Below are 20,534 nucleotides of genomic sequence, written 5' to 3' on the forward strand. Positions count from 1 at the left end.
CCGCTGCCGTTCCGCAAAGTTGAAGTGCTTGGGACCTTCTTCACCGGACATGTCAGCCCTCCCCACTGTCGTTGAACACCATACGTTCCCGCCAGGCCCCCAACAGTTCATCAAGCAGCGACAGGTCATCTAGTGGCCGATACCCTGGCAAGTCGACCTGTACAAATCCCGAAGGGGCTTCCTCCATCCCGAGGCCCTTGGCGATCTTCACCTCATAGGCAGAGAAGGGTTGAGCCAGAACATACCACCGTGACGCCGTACGCGCCCAAGCTCGGTCGACGTCAATTGCGACAAGCTGGGATGTCGTGATCCAGCCGCCTTTCAGCCTTGGGTGCCCAGACGCGATCCCCCAGAGTATGGGGGCGCCATGGCGCGATACATGTGGACGCCAATATGTCAGGATTGGTGCGCCGGCGAGGTCGGTTTCGGAAGGTCCGGCATCAGCAGCGGTGATGGCAGTACGTATTTTCTGAGCCCAGAGGTCTCTATTGTTCATGGGGAACTCCATTAGATTCTGATAGTGTGATTGAGGGACGGTCATTAAGGTCATTCGGACGAGACACACCTCGGCCTTGCCGACCTTGTTCAGTGCAACACTGGACGGTTCATCGCCTGGTCGACAGCATCCAGCATCCGAATGACTGATCTAAGGCTGACGTTGTGCGGCATCTTGATTGCCATGATGACGTCCTTGACGGCATCAACTGCATCTGGGGGAAGGTCACGTCGCAACCCTTCGCGCTCAGCAAATCCGAGCAGGTGTTCTTGCGTCAGGGCGCGCAGTTCGGTGGGAGGGCATCGGCTCAGGAACGGGGCTGGCAGACCGTTCACACTGTTTGCTGTAAGAATCCATGTGATCCACGACATGTCGAAACCAATACGGAAGTAAGGGCATGACCAACGACGCGCGGTGGACCTCTCAAGGAAGGGCAGCAAACCCTCAGTCAGAGAATACCGTTGACCGCCCGCGGACTGGACATCCCCTGCTTTCTCGATCTCGTCGACCACGATCACAGGATTCGCAATCTGAGACGCCATGATCCCTTCCAGAACCTTTCCCGGGCCCGCTGATCCCCATCCCTTTTGAGACCCCGTAACCGCAAATGCAGCGGGTTCACTCGTGGCCTCTATGATTGTCGTCGGCACGGAGAGCTGCGCGCCCAATAGGCGAGACCAGTAGCTTTTACCAATCCCGGGCGGACCGACGAGAAGCATTGGCCGGACAAGGGGCGCAGGATCACCATTGCGGACCGAGGCCCGCATGTCGTGCCAAAGACGCTCTGTTGCAGGAGCCATCCACGGCATCTCCGTGTGGAGACAACTGGCGATTTCGTCCGCGCGGTGCTCGGTCTCTACGCACTTTAGCTCTGCACCCCCTCGGAAAACTTGCAACTTTCTGCGATCTTTGTCGTCGAGATGGTCCATGCCTGATCGGCGTGAAATGGCGCTGAGATACGCAGCCGCCCTTCGCCGTACTTTTAGCCGGTCCGCGTCGGACAGCGCGTAGTCAAATTTTGGGCTCCCGATTTGTTCTCTGAAACGATCCAGGAACTTCCTTAGACGAACTTCGATGTCGTGGGCCGACGGGATGTTGTGATCCGGGAAACTGACGTCGGCAAATTGAATGCGTGGCATTTGGTGTCCTCTCTGAACCGGCCCGCCCATCTTTTGGGCGGCCAGCATCTGGCAGCGTGTGGCTGCCAAGGGTTTCAGTACGAGGATCCGGATCCACAGGAACGTAATGAGAACATTCCTGCAGGTGCGTCAATGCTGGCGCTGACCCTTGAACAGCCGTCCCTGGATCAGAAAGAGCGCACAGCACATTTCACCATAAGCCATTGATATAAAACAAAACCACCGCCAACTAAGGTTGACGGTGGTCATTTGATCTGTGTGGAAAGGTCAAAAAAACAGTGGAAATGGACATTTATTGGTGGGTCTCACATCAATGAAACGGCCAGGCGCGATCTGCCACCGACCTATATCTAAAGCACTGATTCAGTTGATGTTGGAAATCGTTGGCGCCGGCTGGCCTGCCACCACGGCGGGTCATTTTTTGCCACTATACCGCAGCTACGCCAAAACCCGAACTTTGTCTTAGTTGATGACCCTGAAGTTGTCAGACACCTGATCGCGGAATGATTTCCACTCATTTGGGATGGTTTTACGGAAGAACTTCAGGATCGCATTCGCGAACTGCTTTTGGTTGGGGTAGTGCCGATTATGCGTCACATGTTGGTGCATGACGGCCCACAGTCTTTCTATCGGGTTCAGGTGTGGGCAGTATGGCCGCAGCTGGATCAGATGGATGCGACACTCTGGCCTGGCGAGGAATTCCCTGACATCCGGCCCTTTGTGGTAGGCGGCGTTGTCCCAGATCACATGGATCAGTCGCTTGTCAGGGTTGCGCTCTTCGATCTTGGCCAGAAGCTGTGTGGCACTGACCCCGTCAACGGTGGTGGGCTCAACAAAGGGTGCGTCGAAGGTTTCCAAGTTGACTGCACCGTGGATATTCACGCGGCCACGGCCTGCGGTGGTTGTGACGGCAGGATGTGAGCCTGTTTTCACCCAGCCGTATGCGGGCTTTGTCTGATATTCAGGGTGAACGGCATCGGCAAAATAGACGGCCTCATCCGCGCCAAGCTCGGCCAGCAAGCTCTGGTACATTGTAATAAAGCTGGCCTGTTTTTCGGTAGACGCAACCCGTGGGAGGGCCTTGGGCTTTCGATACTCGAACCCCAAGCGCGCCAGAAGCTTGATGCAGCCGGAGTGAGAGCAGCGCAGGCCAAATTTCTCGGAAATATGGGCCATGATCTCAACGGTCGAGCGGCAAAAGCGATCTTTCAACCAGTCGCATAAGGCCGCCTCCTGATCGGCAGTCATACGAGACTGACCACCTTTCCAGCCATCAAAAGAAAGCGCATCCCAGCCAGCTTCGCGATAGGTTTTATACCAACCACGGATCGTGTCGTCGTCCAGATAGAGAAACTCCGCTATGGCGTGGCAGGATTTCCCGTCATCAAGCAACAGGATCGCATTCGCACGACGCGCAATGCCATGATCTTCACGCTGACTGCGCACGCAAGAGACAAGCTCACGTCGCTCCGCAGGGGAAAGAAAACCAGGCCGGATCATGCTTTTATACCGTTCCTACTTCAAAACCCGAAAGTTTTCGTGGGTTATGACGCGGAAGTTGTCGGAGACCTTGTCGCGGAATTTCGTCCATTCCTGCGGGATGGCTTCACGCATGAATGCAAGGATGGCGTCGGCGAACTGCTTCTGACTTGGGTAGTAGCGTTTGTGGGTCACTTATCGATGCAAGAAGGCCCAAAGCCGTTCAATCGGATTGAGGTGAGGGCAGTTAACGTTTGCCCTCCGCATCAATCAGGTAACAACCGGCGATAGCTTATGGAGCATCATGGCGCATGGAGCGGGCAAATGCGTGGTTCGGCATGGTTCTTCCCTTGTGTGGTGGTTTGATCGGTCCCCGCTCACCAGAGTTGGTTGAGCATGCGGGGCTCGTGGGTCATGTTGAGGTCGTTCAGTGCCCGCAGCCTTGCATAAGCTGCCACCGACATTGCCTGGCAATCAGCCAAGGCCTCGGCCATGCGCGCCTGGCTGAATTGGGTCAAGATCTGGGATGCCAGTACCTCTTCACCTGCCTCCAGAAGGTGTCCTGCCGCGCGCAGGGTGTCGGGGATGCAAGCATTCACGTTTGCCTCGATTGCGCGCCAGTGTGTCCAGACCTCATTCAGGATCGGTTCCGGTTTCTGGAAGGCCAAGTGCATTAGCCGCTTGAACTCATGGAAGGCGGATTGCCCGGTCTCAATACCCTGGGGGACTAGGGACACCGTGTCCGGGTCCTTGTCCTTCTTGCGGCAATCAAGGAAGCGATGGCTTTCGCCGGTCGTCAGGTAGCGGTGTTGCCGCCAAGCGGACGGGACGGAATTCTGCCCAAGGAAGACCGGCAAGAGCGGCGCGGTGACCGGGCCGACGGGCGCGTGCCACATCATGCGCAGTGCGTCATGCCCGGGATGCGTCAGCGGTACCACCTGCCCGTATCCGGCGGTATCGCCCGTCAGGCGTTCGGTACTGATCGACCAGAACACGTCCTCGAGACCGATCTTTTCAGGCCGATCTGCAAGGACGCGCATCTCGTCCTCGATCCAGGCGACGCCGTCCCAGCGGTGCTTTCCGTCACCATAGATGTGGTTGACATGAAAGGCGCCCTCCGCAGGCGACCACCAGCCCAGTTCGCGGGCCGGGTCGAAGAAATGCGGTGGGAACAGGAAGTTCTCGTCGGGGGTTTCGGGTATCTCGCCAATATAACCCGGGCGCGAGGCACGGATGCTGTCGGGCCCGAGCCGTTCGGCGCACCAGAGGCCACGGCCCCCGGCAAACTCGATCACCACCCAGGCCTCGTCAGGGTCGGCGATCATGTGGGAATTGCCGCCATAGGTGGAATAGCCATGCGTGGCGATCAGCTCTCCGATCAGCTCCACCCCCTCGCGGGCGCTGCGGGCGCGTTCCACCACGATGCGAGCGAGGTCGGAATAATTCGGCCCGGTCTGGTCCTTGGGCGTCATGGCAATTAGGTCGGCCCGCGAGGTGGACCAGATGTCGCGCACCGCGACCCCGCATTCGTTCAGCCCGCCGTTGGTCAGCGGGGCGGGCACGCCGAGATAATAGCTGTAACTCACCCGCATGTTGCGCAGCGTCTCGGGCGCCTGCGGGATCTCGGTCAGATGGCCGGGCATGTCAGCCTGCGGCGTCACGCCCACAGTGAGTGTTGCGCCCTCCGGATGCTCTGCACTTGGACAAATCTCAAGCCAGTGACTGCTGGGCTCATCGCCATAACCGGCCAGATAGGCCACCCCGTCGGCCGTGTGGTTGCGCCCGATGTAAATACCGTAACTCATTGTGTTTTCTTCTCAGGTGATATGCGCCGGGATCAGCCCAGCGGGAAGTGGCAAGCGTGCCGCCGCCCGTCCGCCATTGTCACATGCGGCGGCTTCTCGGCCCGGCAAAGGTCTTGTGCGAACGGACAGCGACCCGCAAAATCGCACCCCTTCGGACGGTTGAGAAGGCTTGGCACCTCGCCCGAGATCGACACATGTACGCGGCGACGATCGGGGTCGGGTTGCGGCACCCCCTCGACCAAGGCCTGCGTGTAGGGATGCACGGGGCGGGCGAAGACCTCGTCCGTGCGGCCCTCTTCCACGATGCGACCCAGATACATGATTGCCAGCCGGTCCGCGATATGGCGCACCACGGGCAGGTTATGAGTGATGATCAGGTAGCCCAGCCTGTGCTCGGCCTGCAAATCGGCCATCAGGTTGAGAATCTCACCTTGGACTGATACGTCCAGCCCCGCGGTCGGTTCATCAGCGATGATCAGTTTGGGGTTCAGCGCCAGTGCCCGCGCCACGCCCACGCGGCGTGCCTGCCCGCCCGAAAGCTCATGTGGATAGCGCGACAGGAAGGGTTTGGGCAGACGCACCATGTCGGCCAGCCGTTCGGCCTCGGCATCCAGATCGACGCCGTTGACGCCGTGGATCTGGAACGGCTCCGTGATGAGCGCCCGCACCGATTTGCGCGGGCTGAGCGAGCCGACCGGATCTTGGAACATCATCGCCATATCCCGGCGCAGCGGTTTGAACCGGCCTTCGGGCATGTTGAGGATGTCCTGGCCCTCGAAGCGGACAGAGCCGCCCTGTGCCGGCACGAGGTTCAGCACACAGCGCCCGAGCGTCGTCTTGCCCGAACCGCTCTCACCGACCAGCCCAACGGTTTCTCCGGGTGCGACTGACAGGCTGACATCCAGAACGGCGTCCACATGGCGTTGGGTGATGCCCTTTAGGCGCGCGCGCAGAGGCCCAACGGTTTCGAACTGCACGTTCAGGTCGGACACCTCCAGTAGCGGCTTGTCGCTCTTGACACGGGCGGGCTTGCTGGCGCCGGCCACGCCTCCGCCCACGGTCATCACATTCAGCGGCGGCGGCCAGCTTGGATCGTGGTGTGGCCCGTCGAGAAGGTGACAGCGCGCAAGGCTCATCTCGCCGCGGGTCACGTCCGGGGGCAGCTCCGTGCGGCAGACCGGCATGGCTCGCTGGCAGCGCGGGGCATAGATACAGCCCGAAAGTGCCTTGGTCAGGTCGGGAATATCGCCGGGGATCACCGGCAGTTTGCGCGACACGTCGTCGATGCGCGCCGGGTCGCATTCCAGCAGCGCGCGGGTATAGGGGTGCTGCGCGTTGTGGAAAATCTCACGCACCTCGCCCGCCTCGATCACCTCGCCGGCATACATGACCACCACATCATCACAGAGCTCGGCGATCAGACCAAGATTGTGCGAAACCACCACGACCGATGTGTCTAGTTCCTTTTGCAGATCCTGCAAAAGGTGAATGATCTGCGCCTCCATGGTGACGTCCAACGCGGTGGTCGGCTCATCCGCCAGCAAGAGTTGCGGACCTGTCAGCAGCGCCATGGCAATGCCCGCGCGCTGGCGCATTCCGCCCGAGAAATGGTGCGGATACTGATCAATCCGCTTCTCGGGGTCGGGGATGCCGACCTTACCCAGCATCTCGACGGCCATACGGCGTTTCTCGGCGGCGGAGACATTGGGGCGCCGGTAAAGGATATCCAGCATCTGCCGGCCATAGGTAAGCACAGGGATCTGGCTGGTCATCGGGTCCTGAAAGACCACCGAGATCTCCTCGCCGCGCGTGGCGCGCAGCTGCGCTTCGCTGGCATGCAGAAGGTCACGGTCGCCAAAGCGGACTTCGCCGCCAGTGACATCAGCATTCTTTGCCAAGAGGCCTAGCAGCGCCCAAAGCACCGTGGATTTGCCTGATCCGCTTTCGCCTACGATACCAATAATCCGGTTCTTGCGGATCGGGAAGGTGATGTCGCGCAGCGCCTTGACCCGGCCCCGGGGGGTGCGGAAGTCGACCGACAGGTTGCGGACGTCAAGCAGCGTCTCGGGGGAGTTTAGTGCATCCTTGGGCATATCAGCGGCCTTTCCCCATACGTGGATCGAAAATGTCGCGCAGTGCTTCGCCTAGGAAGGTAAAACCCAGCGTGGTCAGGATCAGCGGGATGCCGCCGGCGATCACCATCCAGGGCGCGTCGCGTATCACCAGATAACCCTCGTTCAGGATCGTGCCCCAGCTGGCAGTGGGCGGCGTCACGCCAAGGCCCAGAAAGCTCAAGCCCGCCTCAACAGTGACCACTACCGGTACTTCCATCGCGGCCAGGATCAGCAAAGGGCCGACGACATTGGGCATGACGTGGTGCAAAAGGGTTCGTGTCATGCTGGCCCCCAGCGAGCGTTCGGCGAGGATGAAATCGGTGTTCCTCAGTGTCAGCGTCGCCGTGCGCGCCACCCGCGCATATTGCGGGATTGATGTGATAATCACGATGGCCAGCACGACGCCAAGGCTTGGCCCGGTGAGCGCCACAGTTGCCAGCGCCAGCACGATGGTCGGGAAAGAGCGCACCGTGTCAAAGACCAGCAGAAGCAGATTGTCCAGCCAACGGGGTCCGAACCCGGCAATCATGCCGAGGATCAAGCCTATAACCAATGAAACAGATACGCCGATCGCTGCGATATAGAGGGCCACTCGCCCACCGTAGAGAATGCGTGAAAGCGTATCGCGGCCCAACTGGTCGGTACCTGCTAGATGCTCCAACGTTGGACCAGACAGCCGTGCCGGCACATCCAGCGCGTTCGGATCATAGGGCGCAAGCCAGGTCGCGAAGATGGCGCTGGCAAAAAATAATGTGACAAGGATCAGTCCGGTCAGTCCCTGCCAGTTGGTCAGGAACATGCGCAGCTTTTCGAGGCGCTCACGGGCGGCGGATTCACGGATGTCGGCTTCGGTCACATGGTCGGGAAGTCCCGATGCATCGACCGCCGGTATACCGGTTTCGGATTCAGAGGGATTCACGGACACGGGGATCAAACCAAGCTATGAGGATGTCAGAAAACAGGACGACGAAGATATACAGTCCGGTGGCCACCAGAACTGCGCCCTGCACAATCGGGAAGTTGCGCGCCATCACGGCGTCGAAGATCAGCTTGCCGATGCCGGGGCGGGCAAAGATGATCTCGGCGAAGACAGTCGAGGAGATCATGCCGCCAAAGCCCATGCCGATCAGCGTGATTGTAGGCAGGATGGCGACGCGCAGAGCGTAACCAAAGATCACGCGTCGTGGCCGAAGGCCGAAGGCTCGGGCGGATCGGATATAGTTTTCGCCCATCACCTCGAGCATCGAAGCCCGAACCATCCGCGCAAGATAGCCCACCCAGCTTAACCCGATAGCGAAGGCCGGAAGGATCAGGTGGGAAAGCTGGTCGCCGATGTCTCCGGGCTCGCCCGCCCCGATGGCCGGTAGCCAGCGTAGATGCACCGCAAAGATCAGCAACGCCCAGATCGAAACGAGAAACGACGGAACCGCAATGGTTCCCACCGACAACACGCCCGTGATGCGGTCGATCCAGCTATTGGGTTTGACCGCCGCAAGGCAACCCAGCGGAATGCCCAAGAGCATTGCCCAGCCCATCCCTGCGCCCACTAGCGCGAGCGTAAAGCCGATCCGCTCCATGATGATCGCCGTCACGGGTCTGTCGGAAAACACGTCCAGCCCCAAGTCGCCTGTCAGAGCATTCCCGATATAGATTAGGAACTGCCGCCAGACCGGCTCGTCAAGATGCATCTTCTCGGCATAACGCGCGATAGCTTCTTCCGTTGCGCGGGGGCCGAGAGCGATGGTCGCAGGGTCGCCGGGGATGAAGTATAGCAGAGAAAAGAGCACCAGCACGACAAGGCCGACAACCACGGCGGACAGACCCAGACGTTTGGTCAGATAATAAAGCACGAACGACCTCCTCTCGACTGAATTTCACGATGTCGACCCGCGCAGCGTGGCGCGGATCGGTCCGGATGGCGGACAGTCAGGCTCGGGTGAACCTGCGATAGTTCAATTCGCCCGACGGCGCGGCATTCACGCCGATCGCAGTGCTGTGCACGAAGGCTTCGGGTTCATGGTTGATCCAGACATAGGCGCCGGTGTTTTCCATGATCTCCTGCATGCGCACGTAGATGTCGTGGCGCTTTTGCATGTCGGTCTCGTTGACGCCTTCATCATAGAGCCGATCGAACTCGGGATCTGTCCAGCGCTCCCAGTTCCAGACACCGACCTGATCCGAGGTGAACCACTGTGTCGCTTCGTAGGGGTCCGGCGTTGTCCCGAAGCGCATGATCCACAGTTCGAGGTCCTTCCAGGTATCCCCCTTGTTTTCCTGACCCATTTCCCAGTAGGGGCCGCTGTCGAGCGGCAGGATATTGACGGTGATACCGACCGCAGCGAGGTTGGCCTGGATGATCTGAGCGGCCAACATCCGTTCCTGGTTGTTTAGCGTCCGCAAGGTCACTTCAAGGCCAGACACGCCAGCCTCGTCCAGCAGCGCGCGCGCCTTGACGGGATCATAACTGTAGCCCGCGCTGTCGCGTTGACCGGTCAGGCCGGGGCAGATGATGCCGTGGGACTTGGCCGTTGTGCCCGAATAGGCGCCTTGCAGGATGGTGTCGACATCCACCGCGTGCTGAATTGCCTGCCGAACGCGGATATCCTGCAGTTTGGGATGCTCGGTGTTCATCCCTATCCACATATATTGCAGCTCGCCCGCCACCGCGATCGCGGTGTCTTCTGGCATGTCCTTGGTATAACGCGCCAGTGTGTCGGCGCCGACCTCGGTGCAGTCCAACTCCCCGGCCTCGAAGGCCAGCTCGGCGGCCTTGACCTCGGTGATGACGTTGCATTCGACCCGGTCGAAGGCCGGTTTCGGCCCGGTCCAGTCGGGATTGGCACTGAACACCGCGCGCTGGCCCGGTGTCGCCTCATAGGTGTAGGGGCCGCAGACCGCTGGGAAGCTGGTTGTGAACTTGCCGCCCGCATCGGCCATGGCCTTCTCGCTCAGCACCGCGCCGGGGCCATGGCAGAGCGTGATCATGATGAAGGGCGCGAAAGGCTTGTTCAGAACGATGGTGCCTGTCCGGTCTCCGGTCACATCGACACGCTCCAGCGCATCGAAGTAGCCGGACCAGTCACTGTCCTTCATCCGCTCATAGGAAAACTTGACGTCCGAGGCCATGACCGGCCCGTAGCCGTTCGACCATGTGAGCCCTTCGGTCAGTTCGAAGTCGATATGGGTGCCGTCGCTCTGTTCGAGCTTGGTGACGAAATAGGTCGGCTCCCAGGTGAAAGTCTCGCCGTCCCGCGCATATTGTGCCAGGAAGGGCAGGCATTGCTTCTGCGCCTCGATCTCTGTCCCGCCGGTCATGAAGCCGGGGTCAAGCACATCGTTGTCGCCGTCGATTCGAAGACGCAAAGTGCCGCCGGTCTGTGCAAAGGCCGCCGTGGTCCAGGCCGGGGCAAGCCCCAATGCGCCCAATGCAGCGGTTGTGCCGAGAAAGCCCCGGCGGGTTGTTCCTAACTGTTTCAATGTTGTGTCCTCCCTAGACAATTCCTGACCGGAGCATGACATCTCGATGACACCGGTCAATTTCGCACCCTTTCGCTATATGACGCCATATACACTTCTCAAAGCTTACATATGGTCGCGCGGAATGCGCTCCTCCCACTGCTTTTCCAGAACCAGAGTGTCGCCCTCCCAAGCACGCAGTTCTGCTGTGATGATGAAATCACTGGCGTCAGCCCGCAGCAGGGTCCGCGTTTCGGACCGCACAGACCAATCTCCACGGCTGAGCCCGTAGTGCCATTCGGTGCGACCCCAGGCCGAAGTGACGTCATTGAGACTCACGCCATAGGTTTCGTATCCCTGTTTGTGCAGGGTCAGGTCATTGGAAAAGAGGCGTGTGACCCCGCCACCATCGGCGATCTGCATCTGGATTTCCCCGCGCGCGGCGTCCTCGACAATGCGGAACCAGGTTTCGGGTTCAGCGATCTGCTCTGTCGGGGGCGGCGGCCCGGCCGAAGCTGCGTCAAAATCGGCCAGGGTCTCATCTAGGGCCGAAGCGGCGCGCAACGGCAACTCCAACGCACTGCCTTGCGTATGCACGCTCAACGTGACCCGTTCGGGCGCGGGCCAAATCATTGGGAAATAGCTGCTCGACACTGCCAGGCGCAGGCGATGCCCACTCGGCAGGGATTGGGCGACGTGTTTCATCGGGATGATCACGTCATAGATTTTGCCCGGTACGAGCAACTCGGGGCTGTCATGGCCTTGCTGGTGGTTCAGATTTAACACACCAAAGGACAGGCGTGTACCGCGGCCATCGGGATGCACATCCACAAGGCGCGCGGCCACCTGCGCCACAGGCCGATCGACGCTCAGGCGCAGGTGCAAGTTGGCGTCCCCCGCAAAGGTCAGGCCATCCTCGGGAATGCCGATGTCGAAACACAGGCTGCCAGCGTCCTCCCGTCGTTGATCTACGGGGGCATCCCCCGGCGTTCCGTAGCCGCACCATTTGCCCGAGGACATGCCGACATCCGCGGGGCTGTGGTGGTGAAGAACACCATCTTCGGAGGGGCGCTCAGGGTTCAACCCGCCGTCCGGCGTCAGGTGATACAGTGTGCGCGAAACCTGCGGCGAGGGCCAGCTTGGTTCGGCAATCCAGCGGCCGGGGCGGGTCTCGTAGTGCCCCTTGGGCGAAACGCTGTCCTGCATGTAGAGCCGCAGCATTGGCTCATCCATGATGCCGGTGTCGCATCCCTTGAGCCAGTGATCCCACCAGCGCAATTCGTCCTGCAGGAAGCCGATCGCCGGGCCCGGCTCGCCCATATGCGGATACCGATGCGCCCAAGGGCCGACCAGTCCCTTCTTGGGGCCGGGCAGGTTCTCGAGCAGGCGGAACACGCTGCGCGGATAGCCATCCGCCCAGCCCGAAACCGCGTAGACCGGAATCTGCACCTGCGACCAGTTCTCGCAGATCGAACCATGTTGCCAGAAAGCGTCGCGTCGCTGATGCTCAAGCCAGTTCTTCAGCCAGAGTCCACTCCCCTCAAGGCGCTCGAGCCACATATCGCGCCATTTTTCTCCGACATTTTCCGGATCCGGCGGCAGGGTGTTGCGCCCGAACATGATAGAGGCCCAGCTCAGCTGTTCCCCCAGCAGGCAGCCGCCCATGTAGTGAATATCGTCAGCATATCGGTCATCGGTTGAGCACAACGTCACCACAGCCTTCAACGCTGGCGGCTGCAACGCGGCGATCTGCAGCCCGTTGAACCCGCCCCATGAAATGCCAATCATGCCGACCTTACCATCGCACCAGGGCTGTTCGGCGATCCATGCGATAGCGTCGCAACCATCCTGCAATTCCTGTGGCAGATACTCATCCACCATTAGCCCCTCGGAATCGCCCGCACCGCGCAGGTCCAGCCGGATCACCACGTAGCCATGTCCGGCCAGGTAGGGTTGCATCGACGCATCGCGCGCGGTGGTAAAGTCGTTTTTTCGATAGGGTAGATATTCGAGGATGGCGGGAACCGGCGTCTCTTCTGCGCCCTCCGGCATCCAGATGCGCGCGGCCAGCTTGCAGCCATCCGGCATCGGGATCTCAATGTGGTGGATTTCCCTCACGGCGTAGGGATAGGCGTGAACCTGCTTCATCTTTTTACCTTCCGATCGTCCTGCACCCCCGCGGTGCCAAGGTCGTCGAAAAGTCTACGCGCATCATGAAGGGCGGCAATTTCGCGAGCATTCGCGAATTGACGCGAATAGCGCTTCATTCTAACAATGCTTTATGTCTGATGAACTTCGCCATAACTTGGTTCTGCTTTGCAGCTATCACCCCTCCATCGCCGAAGTATGCCGCAGGCTCGACATTAACCGACAGCAATTCAATAAATATCTTGCTGGTAGATCCCATCCATCGCGCCGCAACATGCGCAAGGTCTGCGATTTTTTCGGCGTGTCCGAGGCCGAACTGTTGATGGAGCCGCAGCCATTCGAGGAAATTGTCGCCCTCAAACGCAAACCCCTCCAACAAGAAGCGTTAAGCAAACCGCTGCGTCATCTCGACAGGCTGTATCAGCACAGCCAGGATCTTGAAAAATATCTGGGCTACTATTTCCGATACTTCTACTCCTTCGGAAATAAGGGGAAAGTCATTCGCTCACTCGCGCTCATCTACACAGAAGATAACAAGTATTACTGGAAGAACATCGAAGTTCTGCGCAACCCTGATACGGGACGCTCGACAGGGCTGAACAAATACGAAGGCGTGCTGTTTTTCTTAGCCGACAGGATATACCTCATGGAGTATGAGGCGCTCGAAATGAACACGATCACCCAAGCCACCTTCTATCCCAGCCACCGTAGTCGATTGGACATTCTTTTGGGAATTCACACTGGCGGGCCCACACGGCGCGGGCGCAAACCTGGGGCGTCAAGAGTCGCGCTGGAATTTCTCGGGCGCGATATCGACACGCGAGCGGCGATGAAAAGGACGGGCCTCTTCCAGCCGGAGAGCGGCATGATCAGATCGGAAATCCTGAATTTGATCGAAAACCGGATTGAAGATAAGAGCTTCGTCTTTGACGTAGATGAACCCTGATCTCTTCATTCTGCTCGTCTCCTTTGTTGAGACGAATTTCACCCAAGGCTCAGGACCCATTGATTTCAGGTTGGTTGCGTGTTTCACAGCTCCGAAAACGGAGTGGTGACATGTCTGATCTCTTCTGGCTGAGCGACGCACAGATGGCGCGTCTGGAGCCCTATCTCCCGAAATCCCACGGCAAGCCGCGCATCGACGACCAGCGCGTTCTTAGTGGAATTATTTTCTTAAACCACAATGGCTTACGGTGGCGTGATGCGCCGAAAGAGTATGGTCCACACAAGACGCTATACAACCGTTGGAAGCGGTGGAGCGACAAGGGCATCTTTGCGCAGATGATGACTGGCCTGGCAGCTCAGCACGGCGAGAAGAAGGCAGTGATGATCGATGTGACCTATCTGAAAGCCCATCGCACCGAGTCCAGCCTGGGCGCGAAAAAGGGGGGCGTGGCCGCCTGATCGGTCGCACCAAGGGCGGCATGAATACGAAGCTGCATGCTATCTGCGACAGTCAGGGGCGCCACAGGCCGACGCGGCTGCGGGAGAAAATCATGCGGCGGTTCAAGTCACCCAGGCAGGCACAGCGGTTCCTCGCCGCCCATGACCAGATCAACGCCATCTTCAAACCCCGCTGCTATCGCCTCACGGCCAACTCCTATCGTCATGCAAGGGATGATGCATTCAGCCTCTGGACCGACTATTTCTGCGAGATGACCGCCTGAGGGGCTTGGGTCAGGCTGCAACCGGACAGATCAAAATAACTTGGCAATGCCGTCAGGGATCATTGCGGCAGCGTTCTCAGGTCTGATTGCGGTCTTCATTCTTGCTCACATTCCGTGGTCATATGGTGTGACCGGTGGCCAAGCAACAAATAGCCGAATGTTCTCACTTTCCTGCAAAAGTGACACTTTCAAATGGCTGGGGCGCGCAGCGCAAGGAACCATCGGCGAATTCATGAGCGTGTATCTTGCTGCCAGCCAAGGCCACTCAGCTTGGCTTGTGTCACCAGTTCCGCCACCCGCTCTGCGTTGTCGACGGCCACTCTGCCGTCCGCGTTCAGGCGATTATTCTCGAACCCGATCCGGGCTTTGCCGCCATGCCGCATGGTCTCGATAAGGCAGGCGGTTTCATTTGGACCAAAGGCGCAGGCCGACCAATCAACACCGGGAAGCGCGGATTTGAGGTCTTCCGCAAGCAGCGCAACATCCTCGGGCGCGCTTGTTTGGCCGATCGTATAGCGCCCCAGAACGATCAGCGCCTTCAGCCCCGCACGCGGTACATCGCCTTGCGCGACAAGCCGGGTAAGTTGGGCAACATCGGCCCCGTCATACAGGATATGCTGAACGCCGATGCCAGCTTCGTCGCACAGCGCAAAGAACCGCCGCGTCACGACCTCATCCTGCATCGCGGTGATTTCCCGCAATGCAACAGATACTGCGTCGGGCCGCAAATCCTGGACCAGACGCCGTTGTTCTGCAGGGGTGAAAGAACCCGCTGCCTCGCTCGTGATCTGGACATAAAAACCGGGGGCGAGCCGCTCGAGTTCGCTTAGGAGTTCTGCGTAAAGTCCGGCATCCAAAACGTGCCGCTGTTCTGCATCGCGCACATGCGCGTGCAGGCCGTCCGCGCCCGCCACGCGGCAGGCGAGAGTACAGGTCATGATTTCGTCGATTGTGACGGGAAGGGCCGGATGATCGGCCTTGGTCAACCTTGCGCCATTCGGCGCGACCATCACAAAGGGCAGGTCTTTCATGCTGCAAGCACCCGGTCGATAGCTGTCGAAAGCTTGCTGACAAGTTCGTCGATTTGTGCGTCCTCGATGATGAACGGCGGCGCGAGCAGCACGTGGTCGCCCCGCTGCCCGTCGATTGTGCCCGACATCGGATAGCAGATCAGACCGGCGGCAAAAGCCTCTTTCTTGATCCGCGCAGCAAAACCCTGCGACGGATCGAACGTCGCCTTGGTCCTGCGGTCGGCAACCAGCTCGATACCGCGAAACAACCCGCGCCCGCGAATATCGCCGACATTCTCATGTTGGCCAAACTTGGCCCGCAGAGCGACGTCAAGCTTATCTCCCTGTGTGCGAACCCGTGCCAGCAGATCGCCGTCCAGAATCTCGCCTAACACCGCGTTGGCGGCTGTGGCGGCCATTGCGTGGCCCATATAGGTGTGGCCGTGCTGGAAGAACCCGGTTCCGGCCGCAATGGCACCATAGATGCCGGCCGACGTCAGCAGCGCACCAATCGGCTGGTAGCCCGCGCCCAGTCCCTTGGCGATCGTGATCATGTCCGGCGCAACGCCGTCCTCGCTGCAAGCGAACAGATGCCCAGTGCGACCCATCCCGCACATCACTTCGTCGAGAATCAGAAGCACGCCGTACTGGTTACAAATTTCGCGGATACGCTTGAGATAGCCTGGCACCGCCGGGACCGCCCCAGCGGTGGCGCCGACGACCGGCTCGGCCATGAACGCCATCACCGTGTCCGGACCAAGCCGCAGGATTTCTGTTTCCAACTCGTTGGCCACGCGAAGCCCATAGGCTTCCTGCGACTCGCTGTTCTGGCGGTCGCGGTATTCATAGCACGGGCTGATATGTGTGGTGTCAGCGAGCAAAGGGGCAAACTGGGTGCGGCGCCACGCATTGCCACCAGCCGCCAAGGCACCCAAGGTATTTCCGTGATAGCTTTGGCGGCGCGCAATGACGCGATGCCGGTTTGGCTGGCCAATCTCCAAGAAATATTGACGCGCAAGCTTGATCGCAGCCTCAACGGCCTCAGACCCGCCGGATACAAGATAGACCCGGTCAATCCCCTCTGGTGCGTTTTCGATCAGCCGGTCAGCCAGCCGCTCGGCTGGGGCGGAGGTGAAAAAACCAGTATGAGCGAAGGCGATATGGTCGATCTGGGCATGAAGGGCTGCGCGCACGGCAGGATTTGAATGCCCAAGGCAGGAAACCGCAGCACCGCCCGAGCCGTCGAGATAACGGCGCCCGTTCGCATCGACGATATAGCAACCCTCCCCTTCGGTGGCTACGGGCAGAGCACCCTTGGTGGATCGACCGAAGATATGGCTGTTCATGTTTCTTGTCCTTGCATGAAGAAGCGTCTGCTTAACGTCACATCGGCACTCGCCCGAGAGCGCAATGCAGTTGTATTATTTGGTGCCGATAATTAATACAAGTGCATTAACGACTTTGCCTTGCCGAAGTGATTGGCGAGGTGATAATCGATAAAAAGCAGTCAAGGGCTTGAATTTCATGAGTAAGACAGAGACGCTGAAGGAAAGGCTGGCGCGCGTGAGCGTCGAGGGGACACCGGCGCTGAGGGCGTTTGCGCCATGGGTTCTCGACAATCTGTCGCAGGTCGCATTTCATTCGATTCGCGGGCTGGCGAAGCAGGCCGGGGTGAACCCCAATACCGTTACCCGTATGACCAGAGAACTCGGGTATGCTAGCTTTGACGCCTTACGTGCCGATGTGCAGACAATTCTTCAGATGGCGGCACCGACCTATGGCGAAAGGGCGCGGACGCTCAGGACTGAACTCGGCGGCAATGCCTTTTCCGCGGTGATCGAAGCCCATCACAAGAATGCCGAAACCCTCTTTTCAACAGACACCCTGGAAAAACTCAATGCCTGCATTGATCCCATGCTTGGCGCGCGCAAGATCTATGCGGTCGGGGTGCGTAGCTGCTATTCGATCGCCCACTATTTCTCGTATGTCGGTGGCATGGCTTTCCCGAATTTCGTGGAAGTGCCAGCGATTCCGGGGGGTATTGTAGACCAGATGTCCCAGGCCACGCCCGAAGACATCGTTGTTGCGATTACATATGCACATTACTCCACTGAGGTCGTTCGGGCCTGCCAGATTGCACAATCCCGCGGCGCGCGGATTCTGGCATTTACCGACAGCCATTCCTCGCCAATCGCGGTCGGAGCGTGGAAGGTGCTGCGCCTCCCAATGGCCGGACCACATTTCATACCGTCGCTTAATTCGGCATTCTTCGCCGCGGAAATGCTGCTAGTCGGAATGGCTGCCCGATCGGATAGTGCGGCAGAAAGGGTGACCGCCTTCGAGGATCGTATCCAGCAATTCGGGGGATACACCTCGTGAAGCGCCGGAACCGGTCCTTCCAGCCCCAGGGGTGAAGGTCAGCAAATTCTAAGGTTTGTGGCTGCTGTCAGCGCGGGCTGCAGCGGCGACAAATCTGACAAGGAGGAAAGCGCGGGCTGTTTTGGAGCTATGGGGATGGTTCTGTCGCAAAGTTTTCGCGACTTGAGTGCTTTTTGCGGTGGCTTTACCTTTGCGGCTGGATGACGAGCGGGAGGTTGTGATGGTCGATTTCAAGGGAAGCCAGTTTCCAAAAGATGTGATCTTGTGTGCGGTCTGGTTCTATGTCCGTTTTGCGGTGCCGTATCGTGATCTTGAAGAGATTATGGCTGAGCGCGGAGTAGAGGTCGACCATGCTACGTTGAACCGCTGGGTTGAGAAATTCTCTGGGCAGATCGCGTCCGAGGCACAGAAGCGAAAGGCACAGCCCGCGCGTTCCTGGCGGATGGATGAGACTATATCAAAGTGAAGGGCCGCTGGTGCTACCTGTATCGGGCGGTCGACAAGTTCGGAAATACGCTTGATTTCATGCTTTCGGAAACACGCGATGAAGAAGCAGTCACCCGGTTTTTCGCGCGCACCATCCGCAACAATGGCTGGCCGGATCGGGTCGTCATCGATAAGAGCGGCGCGAACGCCGCAGGTTTGGGAAACATGAACCTGCTGCACCTGCTAAGCGGCTGGTGCTGGCTTATTGAAGTTCTACAGGTCAAATATCTGAACAACATCATCGAGCAGGATCACCGGTTCATCCTTCAGCCTGTTCCTGTCCGATGGTCGGGTTGCAATCGACAACAACCCAGCAGAGCGGGCTCTGCGACCAATCGGTATTGGGCGAAAGAACTCTCATGACCGTTGTCAAGATTTTAGACGCATTTTACCGATCGCCGGTACGACGTTCATGGACTTCTGGCTGATGGGCTGGTGCAGAGCGCTGAGTTCAACGCGACGGTTGCTCAAACTCTCATTCGGGGATCCTGTTCGGCCCCATATTGATGGTACGGCGTAAAGGGCTGCCTTAATCTAGCTGCGGAGATCCGGATTGCCGGCTCCAAATTCTTGCCCAAGGTTTCCCTTAACCGGTCTCAACGTTCTGCATACAGACCACCAGATTTGTTCGGTCCGGGATTGATCTATCTTACGGCCATTCCGCCTTCTGCGTTGCGAGCAATCGCCCAGATAAATCCAACCAGTTCACGCGCGACAGCTGTCACAGCCACCTGACTGCGTTTGTGGCGTACCTGCGTAAGACGCTGATATCGGCCATACAATCGCAACTGCGCTTTCCAAGCGATATCCTTCGCCACCTGTGACAGGTCTTTTTGTCGAAACGGCGACCACTGACCCACCTTAGGCTTCAGCCGGTAGAGCCAGGCAGCCTCGAACAAGAGCGCGCGAACGTCCGAGGATCCTGCCTTAGTGATTCCGCGCGGGCGTATGCTGGACCCACTTGAGAATTCCCCCGGCACCAGGCCAAAATAGCTCATCAGACGACGTGGGTTTTCAAACCGAGCAAAATCGCCGACTTCGGCGACAACCGCTGCGGCTAGCACTAGGTCAAGACCGCGAAGGGCTGTGAGTTCTCGCACGATCGGGTCGCCTGTAGGAACGGTCATGTTGATTTTGTCGGCGGCCACAACGAGACGCTTTGGTGTGCCGAAGGTCTTGGTGAGGTCTTCAAGCTGGATCATCGTGGAGGTTCCTTGAATGCAGTGAGACGGCGGACGGGCTATCGGTGTTTCGGGCGGCCGAGGCGAGCGCATCGTATACGGATCAAAGGCCAGCGGGTGTTAGAAATTTCTGAATTCGGTACAACACTTGATCCGCAGTGATTGCGAGCAGCGAGACCGCGATCGCTCCGATGATCAGCTGACGCGGGTCAGTCTGACTAATGCCGCGGGAGATTAGCACGCCGAGGCCACCGGCACCGATATAGGCGGCAATGGCGGCGACACCAATGTTCATCACCACGGCGGTGCGGACGCCTGCCATGATCACCGGCACCGCGATCGGAAGCTCAACGCGCCACATCCGCTGCAGTGGGGTCATGCCCATGCCGCGCGCCGCCTCGCGGAGCGCAGGATCGACATTGGGGATGGCAGTGTAGGTATTACGCACGATCGGAAGCTGCGAATAGAGCAGGATCGCGATCACCGCCGGAAGCCAACCAATGCCATGGCCAATGGTCGACAGGATCGGGATCATCAGCCCGAACAGCGCAATTGACGGCACCGTGACAATAATTGAGGCAACATAGAGTACGATGTCAGCGACGCGCCTATTCTGAGTGATCGCAATGCCCAGAGGCACTCCCGTCAGGATCGCAAAGCCGACGGCGACACCCACTATCGTTATGTGTTCGAGTGCCATGCCGGCAATCGCATCCCGGTTGCCGATGGCGAACCATATCAGCTCCATCCCGCCCTCCCTTGCAGTGATGTCGCGCGCTTCCTCCTCGCAACGACATACCGACAATCTATAGCACAGTGGGTCCGCCAGAGCATTAAAGGAACGCCGCTCACTATCATGAAACCGACCAGATTCACTGTACTCAATGGTTCTTTGAGCGTAGCCGCTCCATTGATCTTGCAGTTACCCATAAGTTTGGTGCGACGAATTGATTCACCCATCAGTCTTGCTCTTGCCCGCGCAGCCCCGAGCATGATTCGTCATGTGGCACCGAATGAATGAGGTGCAGATATGGGACAGAATTGGGTGGGGACGGAAACTGCCAGATGTGATCTGGGAGATGTACGATTGAACCGGCGGCTTGAAGCAATGCTCGCGACCCTTGGAGGTCGTCCGGGAAAATCGCTGCCCACGGCGTTCCAAGACTGGTCGAAC

Annotated in this window: 17 protein-coding genes and 3 pseudogenes; 6 read left to right on the top strand and 14 right to left on the bottom strand. The window is 59.0% G+C overall.

All coding sequences use genetic code 11. The features are described from left to right. Positions 1 to 52: 52 nt before the first annotated feature. From A3722_RS08070 to A3722_RS08110, 10 genes are all read right to left on the bottom strand, one after another. Positions 53 to 496, bottom strand: a complete 444-nt coding sequence (locus A3722_RS08070) for a DUF6634 family protein (protein ID WP_067624137.1) — start codon at positions 494 to 496, stop codon at positions 53 to 55. A gap of 89 nt (positions 497 to 585) precedes the next feature. After that, complete coding sequence (locus A3722_RS08075) at positions 586 to 1,635, bottom strand: AAA family ATPase (RefSeq protein ID WP_067624093.1); 1,050 nt, start codon at positions 1,633 to 1,635, stop codon at positions 586 to 588. Positions 1,636 to 2,097: 462 nt separating this feature from the next. After that, complete coding sequence (locus A3722_RS08080) at positions 2,098 to 3,135, bottom strand: IS630 family transposase (RefSeq protein WP_067624096.1); 1,038 nt, start codon at positions 3,133 to 3,135, stop codon at positions 2,098 to 2,100. A 15-nt stretch (positions 3,136 to 3,150) separates the two neighbouring features. Further along, positions 3,151 to 3,309 carry a hypothetical protein gene (locus A3722_RS23935; protein WP_236627367.1) on the bottom strand — a complete coding sequence of 53 codons (159 nt, stop codon included), beginning with the start codon at positions 3,307 to 3,309 and terminating at the stop codon, positions 3,151 to 3,153. 182 nt (positions 3,310 to 3,491) lie between these two features. After that, on the bottom strand, positions 3,492 to 4,919 hold the full coding sequence (locus A3722_RS08085) for a C69 family dipeptidase (protein ID WP_067624097.1): 1,428 nt from the start codon (positions 4,917 to 4,919) through the stop codon (positions 3,492 to 3,494). Positions 4,920 to 4,951: 32 nt separating this feature from the next. After that, the gene (locus A3722_RS08090) at positions 4,952 to 7,012 is read right to left on the bottom strand and encodes a dipeptide ABC transporter ATP-binding protein (RefSeq protein ID WP_067624100.1); all 2,061 of its coding nucleotides are present in this window, start codon (positions 7,010 to 7,012) and stop codon (positions 4,952 to 4,954) included. A gap of 1 nt (position 7,013) precedes the next feature. After that, positions 7,014 to 7,958, bottom strand: coding sequence for an ABC transporter permease (locus A3722_RS08095; protein ID WP_236627368.1), 945 nt, complete (start codon positions 7,956 to 7,958; stop codon positions 7,014 to 7,016). Then, positions 7,939 to 8,883, bottom strand: coding sequence for an ABC transporter permease (locus A3722_RS08100; protein ID WP_067624103.1), 945 nt, complete (start codon positions 8,881 to 8,883; stop codon positions 7,939 to 7,941). Before A3722_RS08100 ends, A3722_RS08095 begins: the two co-directional genes overlap by 20 nt. A gap of 76 nt (positions 8,884 to 8,959) precedes the next feature. Further along, a complete protein-coding gene (locus A3722_RS08105) occupies positions 8,960 to 10,510 on the bottom strand; it encodes an ABC transporter substrate-binding protein (RefSeq protein WP_067624106.1) in 1,551 nt (516 codons plus the stop codon). 105 nt (positions 10,511 to 10,615) lie between these two features. Further along, the gene (locus A3722_RS08110) at positions 10,616 to 12,637 is read right to left on the bottom strand and encodes a CocE/NonD family hydrolase (protein WP_067624109.1); all 2,022 of its coding nucleotides are present in this window, start codon (positions 12,635 to 12,637) and stop codon (positions 10,616 to 10,618) included. A gap of 133 nt (positions 12,638 to 12,770) precedes the next feature. Here A3722_RS08110 and A3722_RS08115 point away from each other — a divergent pair, with 133 nt between their 5' ends. Next, positions 12,771 to 13,583 carry a helix-turn-helix domain-containing protein gene (locus A3722_RS08115; RefSeq protein ID WP_067624111.1) on the top strand — a complete coding sequence of 271 codons (813 nt, stop codon included), beginning with the start codon at positions 12,771 to 12,773 and terminating at the stop codon, positions 13,581 to 13,583. 110 nt (positions 13,584 to 13,693) lie between these two features. Next, positions 13,694 to 14,304 (top strand): annotated as a pseudogene (locus tag A3722_RS23205) (IS5 family transposase). A 230-nt stretch (positions 14,305 to 14,534) separates the two neighbouring features. Here A3722_RS23205 and A3722_RS08130 read toward each other — a convergent pair. Both A3722_RS08130 and A3722_RS08135 read right to left on the bottom strand, forming a co-directional pair. Next, a complete protein-coding gene (locus tag A3722_RS08130; protein ID WP_067624118.1) occupies positions 14,535 to 15,335 on the bottom strand; it encodes a 3-keto-5-aminohexanoate cleavage protein in 801 nt (266 codons plus the stop codon). Continuing rightward, positions 15,332 to 16,660, bottom strand: a complete 1,329-nt coding sequence (locus A3722_RS08135) for an aspartate aminotransferase family protein (protein WP_067624120.1) — start codon at positions 16,658 to 16,660, stop codon at positions 15,332 to 15,334. The genes A3722_RS08130 and A3722_RS08135 overlap by 4 nt, the downstream gene beginning before the upstream one ends. A gap of 178 nt (positions 16,661 to 16,838) precedes the next feature. On the opposite strand from A3722_RS08135, the gene A3722_RS08140 reads away from it, so the two are divergent. The 3 genes and pseudogenes from A3722_RS08140 to A3722_RS23215 all read left to right on the top strand — a co-directional run. Then, a complete protein-coding gene (locus A3722_RS08140; RefSeq protein ID WP_067624123.1) occupies positions 16,839 to 17,693 on the top strand; it encodes a MurR/RpiR family transcriptional regulator in 855 nt (284 codons plus the stop codon). A 220-nt stretch (positions 17,694 to 17,913) separates the two neighbouring features. Next, positions 17,914 to 18,443, top strand: a pseudogene (locus A3722_RS23210) (IS6 family transposase); the annotation flags it as partial. Beyond that, positions 18,442 to 18,534 (top strand): annotated as a pseudogene (locus A3722_RS23215) (IS66 family transposase); the annotation flags it as partial. The pseudogenes A3722_RS23210 and A3722_RS23215, both read left to right, overlap by 2 nt. A 289-nt stretch (positions 18,535 to 18,823) precedes the next feature. On the opposite strand, the gene A3722_RS08155 reads toward A3722_RS23215, so the two are convergent. After that, entirely contained in the window at positions 18,824 to 19,381 is a 558-nt protein-coding gene (locus A3722_RS08155) for a transposase (RefSeq protein WP_067624131.1), read from the bottom strand. 82 nt (positions 19,382 to 19,463) lie between these two features. Beyond that, positions 19,464 to 20,108, bottom strand: coding sequence for an ABC transporter permease (locus A3722_RS08160; RefSeq protein WP_067624133.1), 645 nt, complete (start codon positions 20,106 to 20,108; stop codon positions 19,464 to 19,466). A gap of 282 nt (positions 20,109 to 20,390) precedes the next feature. Here A3722_RS08160 and A3722_RS23220 point away from each other — a divergent pair. Then, the coding region (locus A3722_RS23220) for an IS4/Tn5 family transposase DNA-binding protein (protein WP_236627369.1) at positions 20,391 to 20,534 on the top strand (144 nt) is incomplete at its 3' end.

Origin of the sequence: Sulfitobacter sp. HI0027 (assembly GCF_001634775.1) — a bacterium.
In the GTDB taxonomy this organism is placed as follows: Bacteria; Pseudomonadota; Alphaproteobacteria; order Rhodobacterales; family Rhodobacteraceae; genus Sulfitobacter.

Excerpts from the sequence above, each read along its gene's own strand:
- A3722_RS08160 (WP_067624133.1), bottom strand. The coding sequence starts at position 20,108 with ATGGAGCTGATATGGTTCGCCATCGGCAACCGGGATGCGATTGCCGGC.
- A3722_RS08140 (WP_067624123.1), top strand. The coding sequence starts at position 16,839 with ATGAGTAAGACAGAGACGCTGAAGGAAAGGCTGGCGCGCGTGAGCGTC.
- A3722_RS08155 (WP_067624131.1), bottom strand. The coding sequence starts at position 19,381 with ATGATCCAGCTTGAAGACCTCACCAAGACCTTCGGCACACCAAAGCGT.
- A3722_RS08090 (WP_067624100.1), bottom strand. The coding sequence starts at position 7,012 with ATGCCCAAGGATGCACTAAACTCCCCCGAGACGCTGCTTGACGTCCGC.
- A3722_RS08085 (WP_067624097.1), bottom strand. The coding sequence starts at position 4,919 with ATGAGTTACGGTATTTACATCGGGCGCAACCACACGGCCGACGGGGTG.
- A3722_RS08080 (WP_067624096.1), bottom strand. The coding sequence starts at position 3,135 with ATGATCCGGCCTGGTTTTCTTTCCCCTGCGGAGCGACGTGAGCTTGTC.
- A3722_RS08115 (WP_067624111.1), top strand. The coding sequence starts at position 12,771 with ATGTCTGATGAACTTCGCCATAACTTGGTTCTGCTTTGCAGCTATCAC.
- A3722_RS08070 (WP_067624137.1), bottom strand. The coding sequence starts at position 496 with ATGAACAATAGAGACCTCTGGGCTCAGAAAATACGTACTGCCATCACC.
- A3722_RS08130 (WP_067624118.1), bottom strand. The coding sequence starts at position 15,335 with ATGAAAGACCTGCCCTTTGTGATGGTCGCGCCGAATGGCGCAAGGTTG.
- A3722_RS08075 (WP_067624093.1), bottom strand. The coding sequence starts at position 1,635 with ATGCCACGCATTCAATTTGCCGACGTCAGTTTCCCGGATCACAACATC.
- A3722_RS08110 (WP_067624109.1), bottom strand. The coding sequence starts at position 12,637 with ATGAAGCAGGTTCACGCCTATCCCTACGCCGTGAGGGAAATCCACCAC.
- A3722_RS08135 (WP_067624120.1), bottom strand. The coding sequence starts at position 16,660 with ATGAACAGCCATATCTTCGGTCGATCCACCAAGGGTGCTCTGCCCGTA.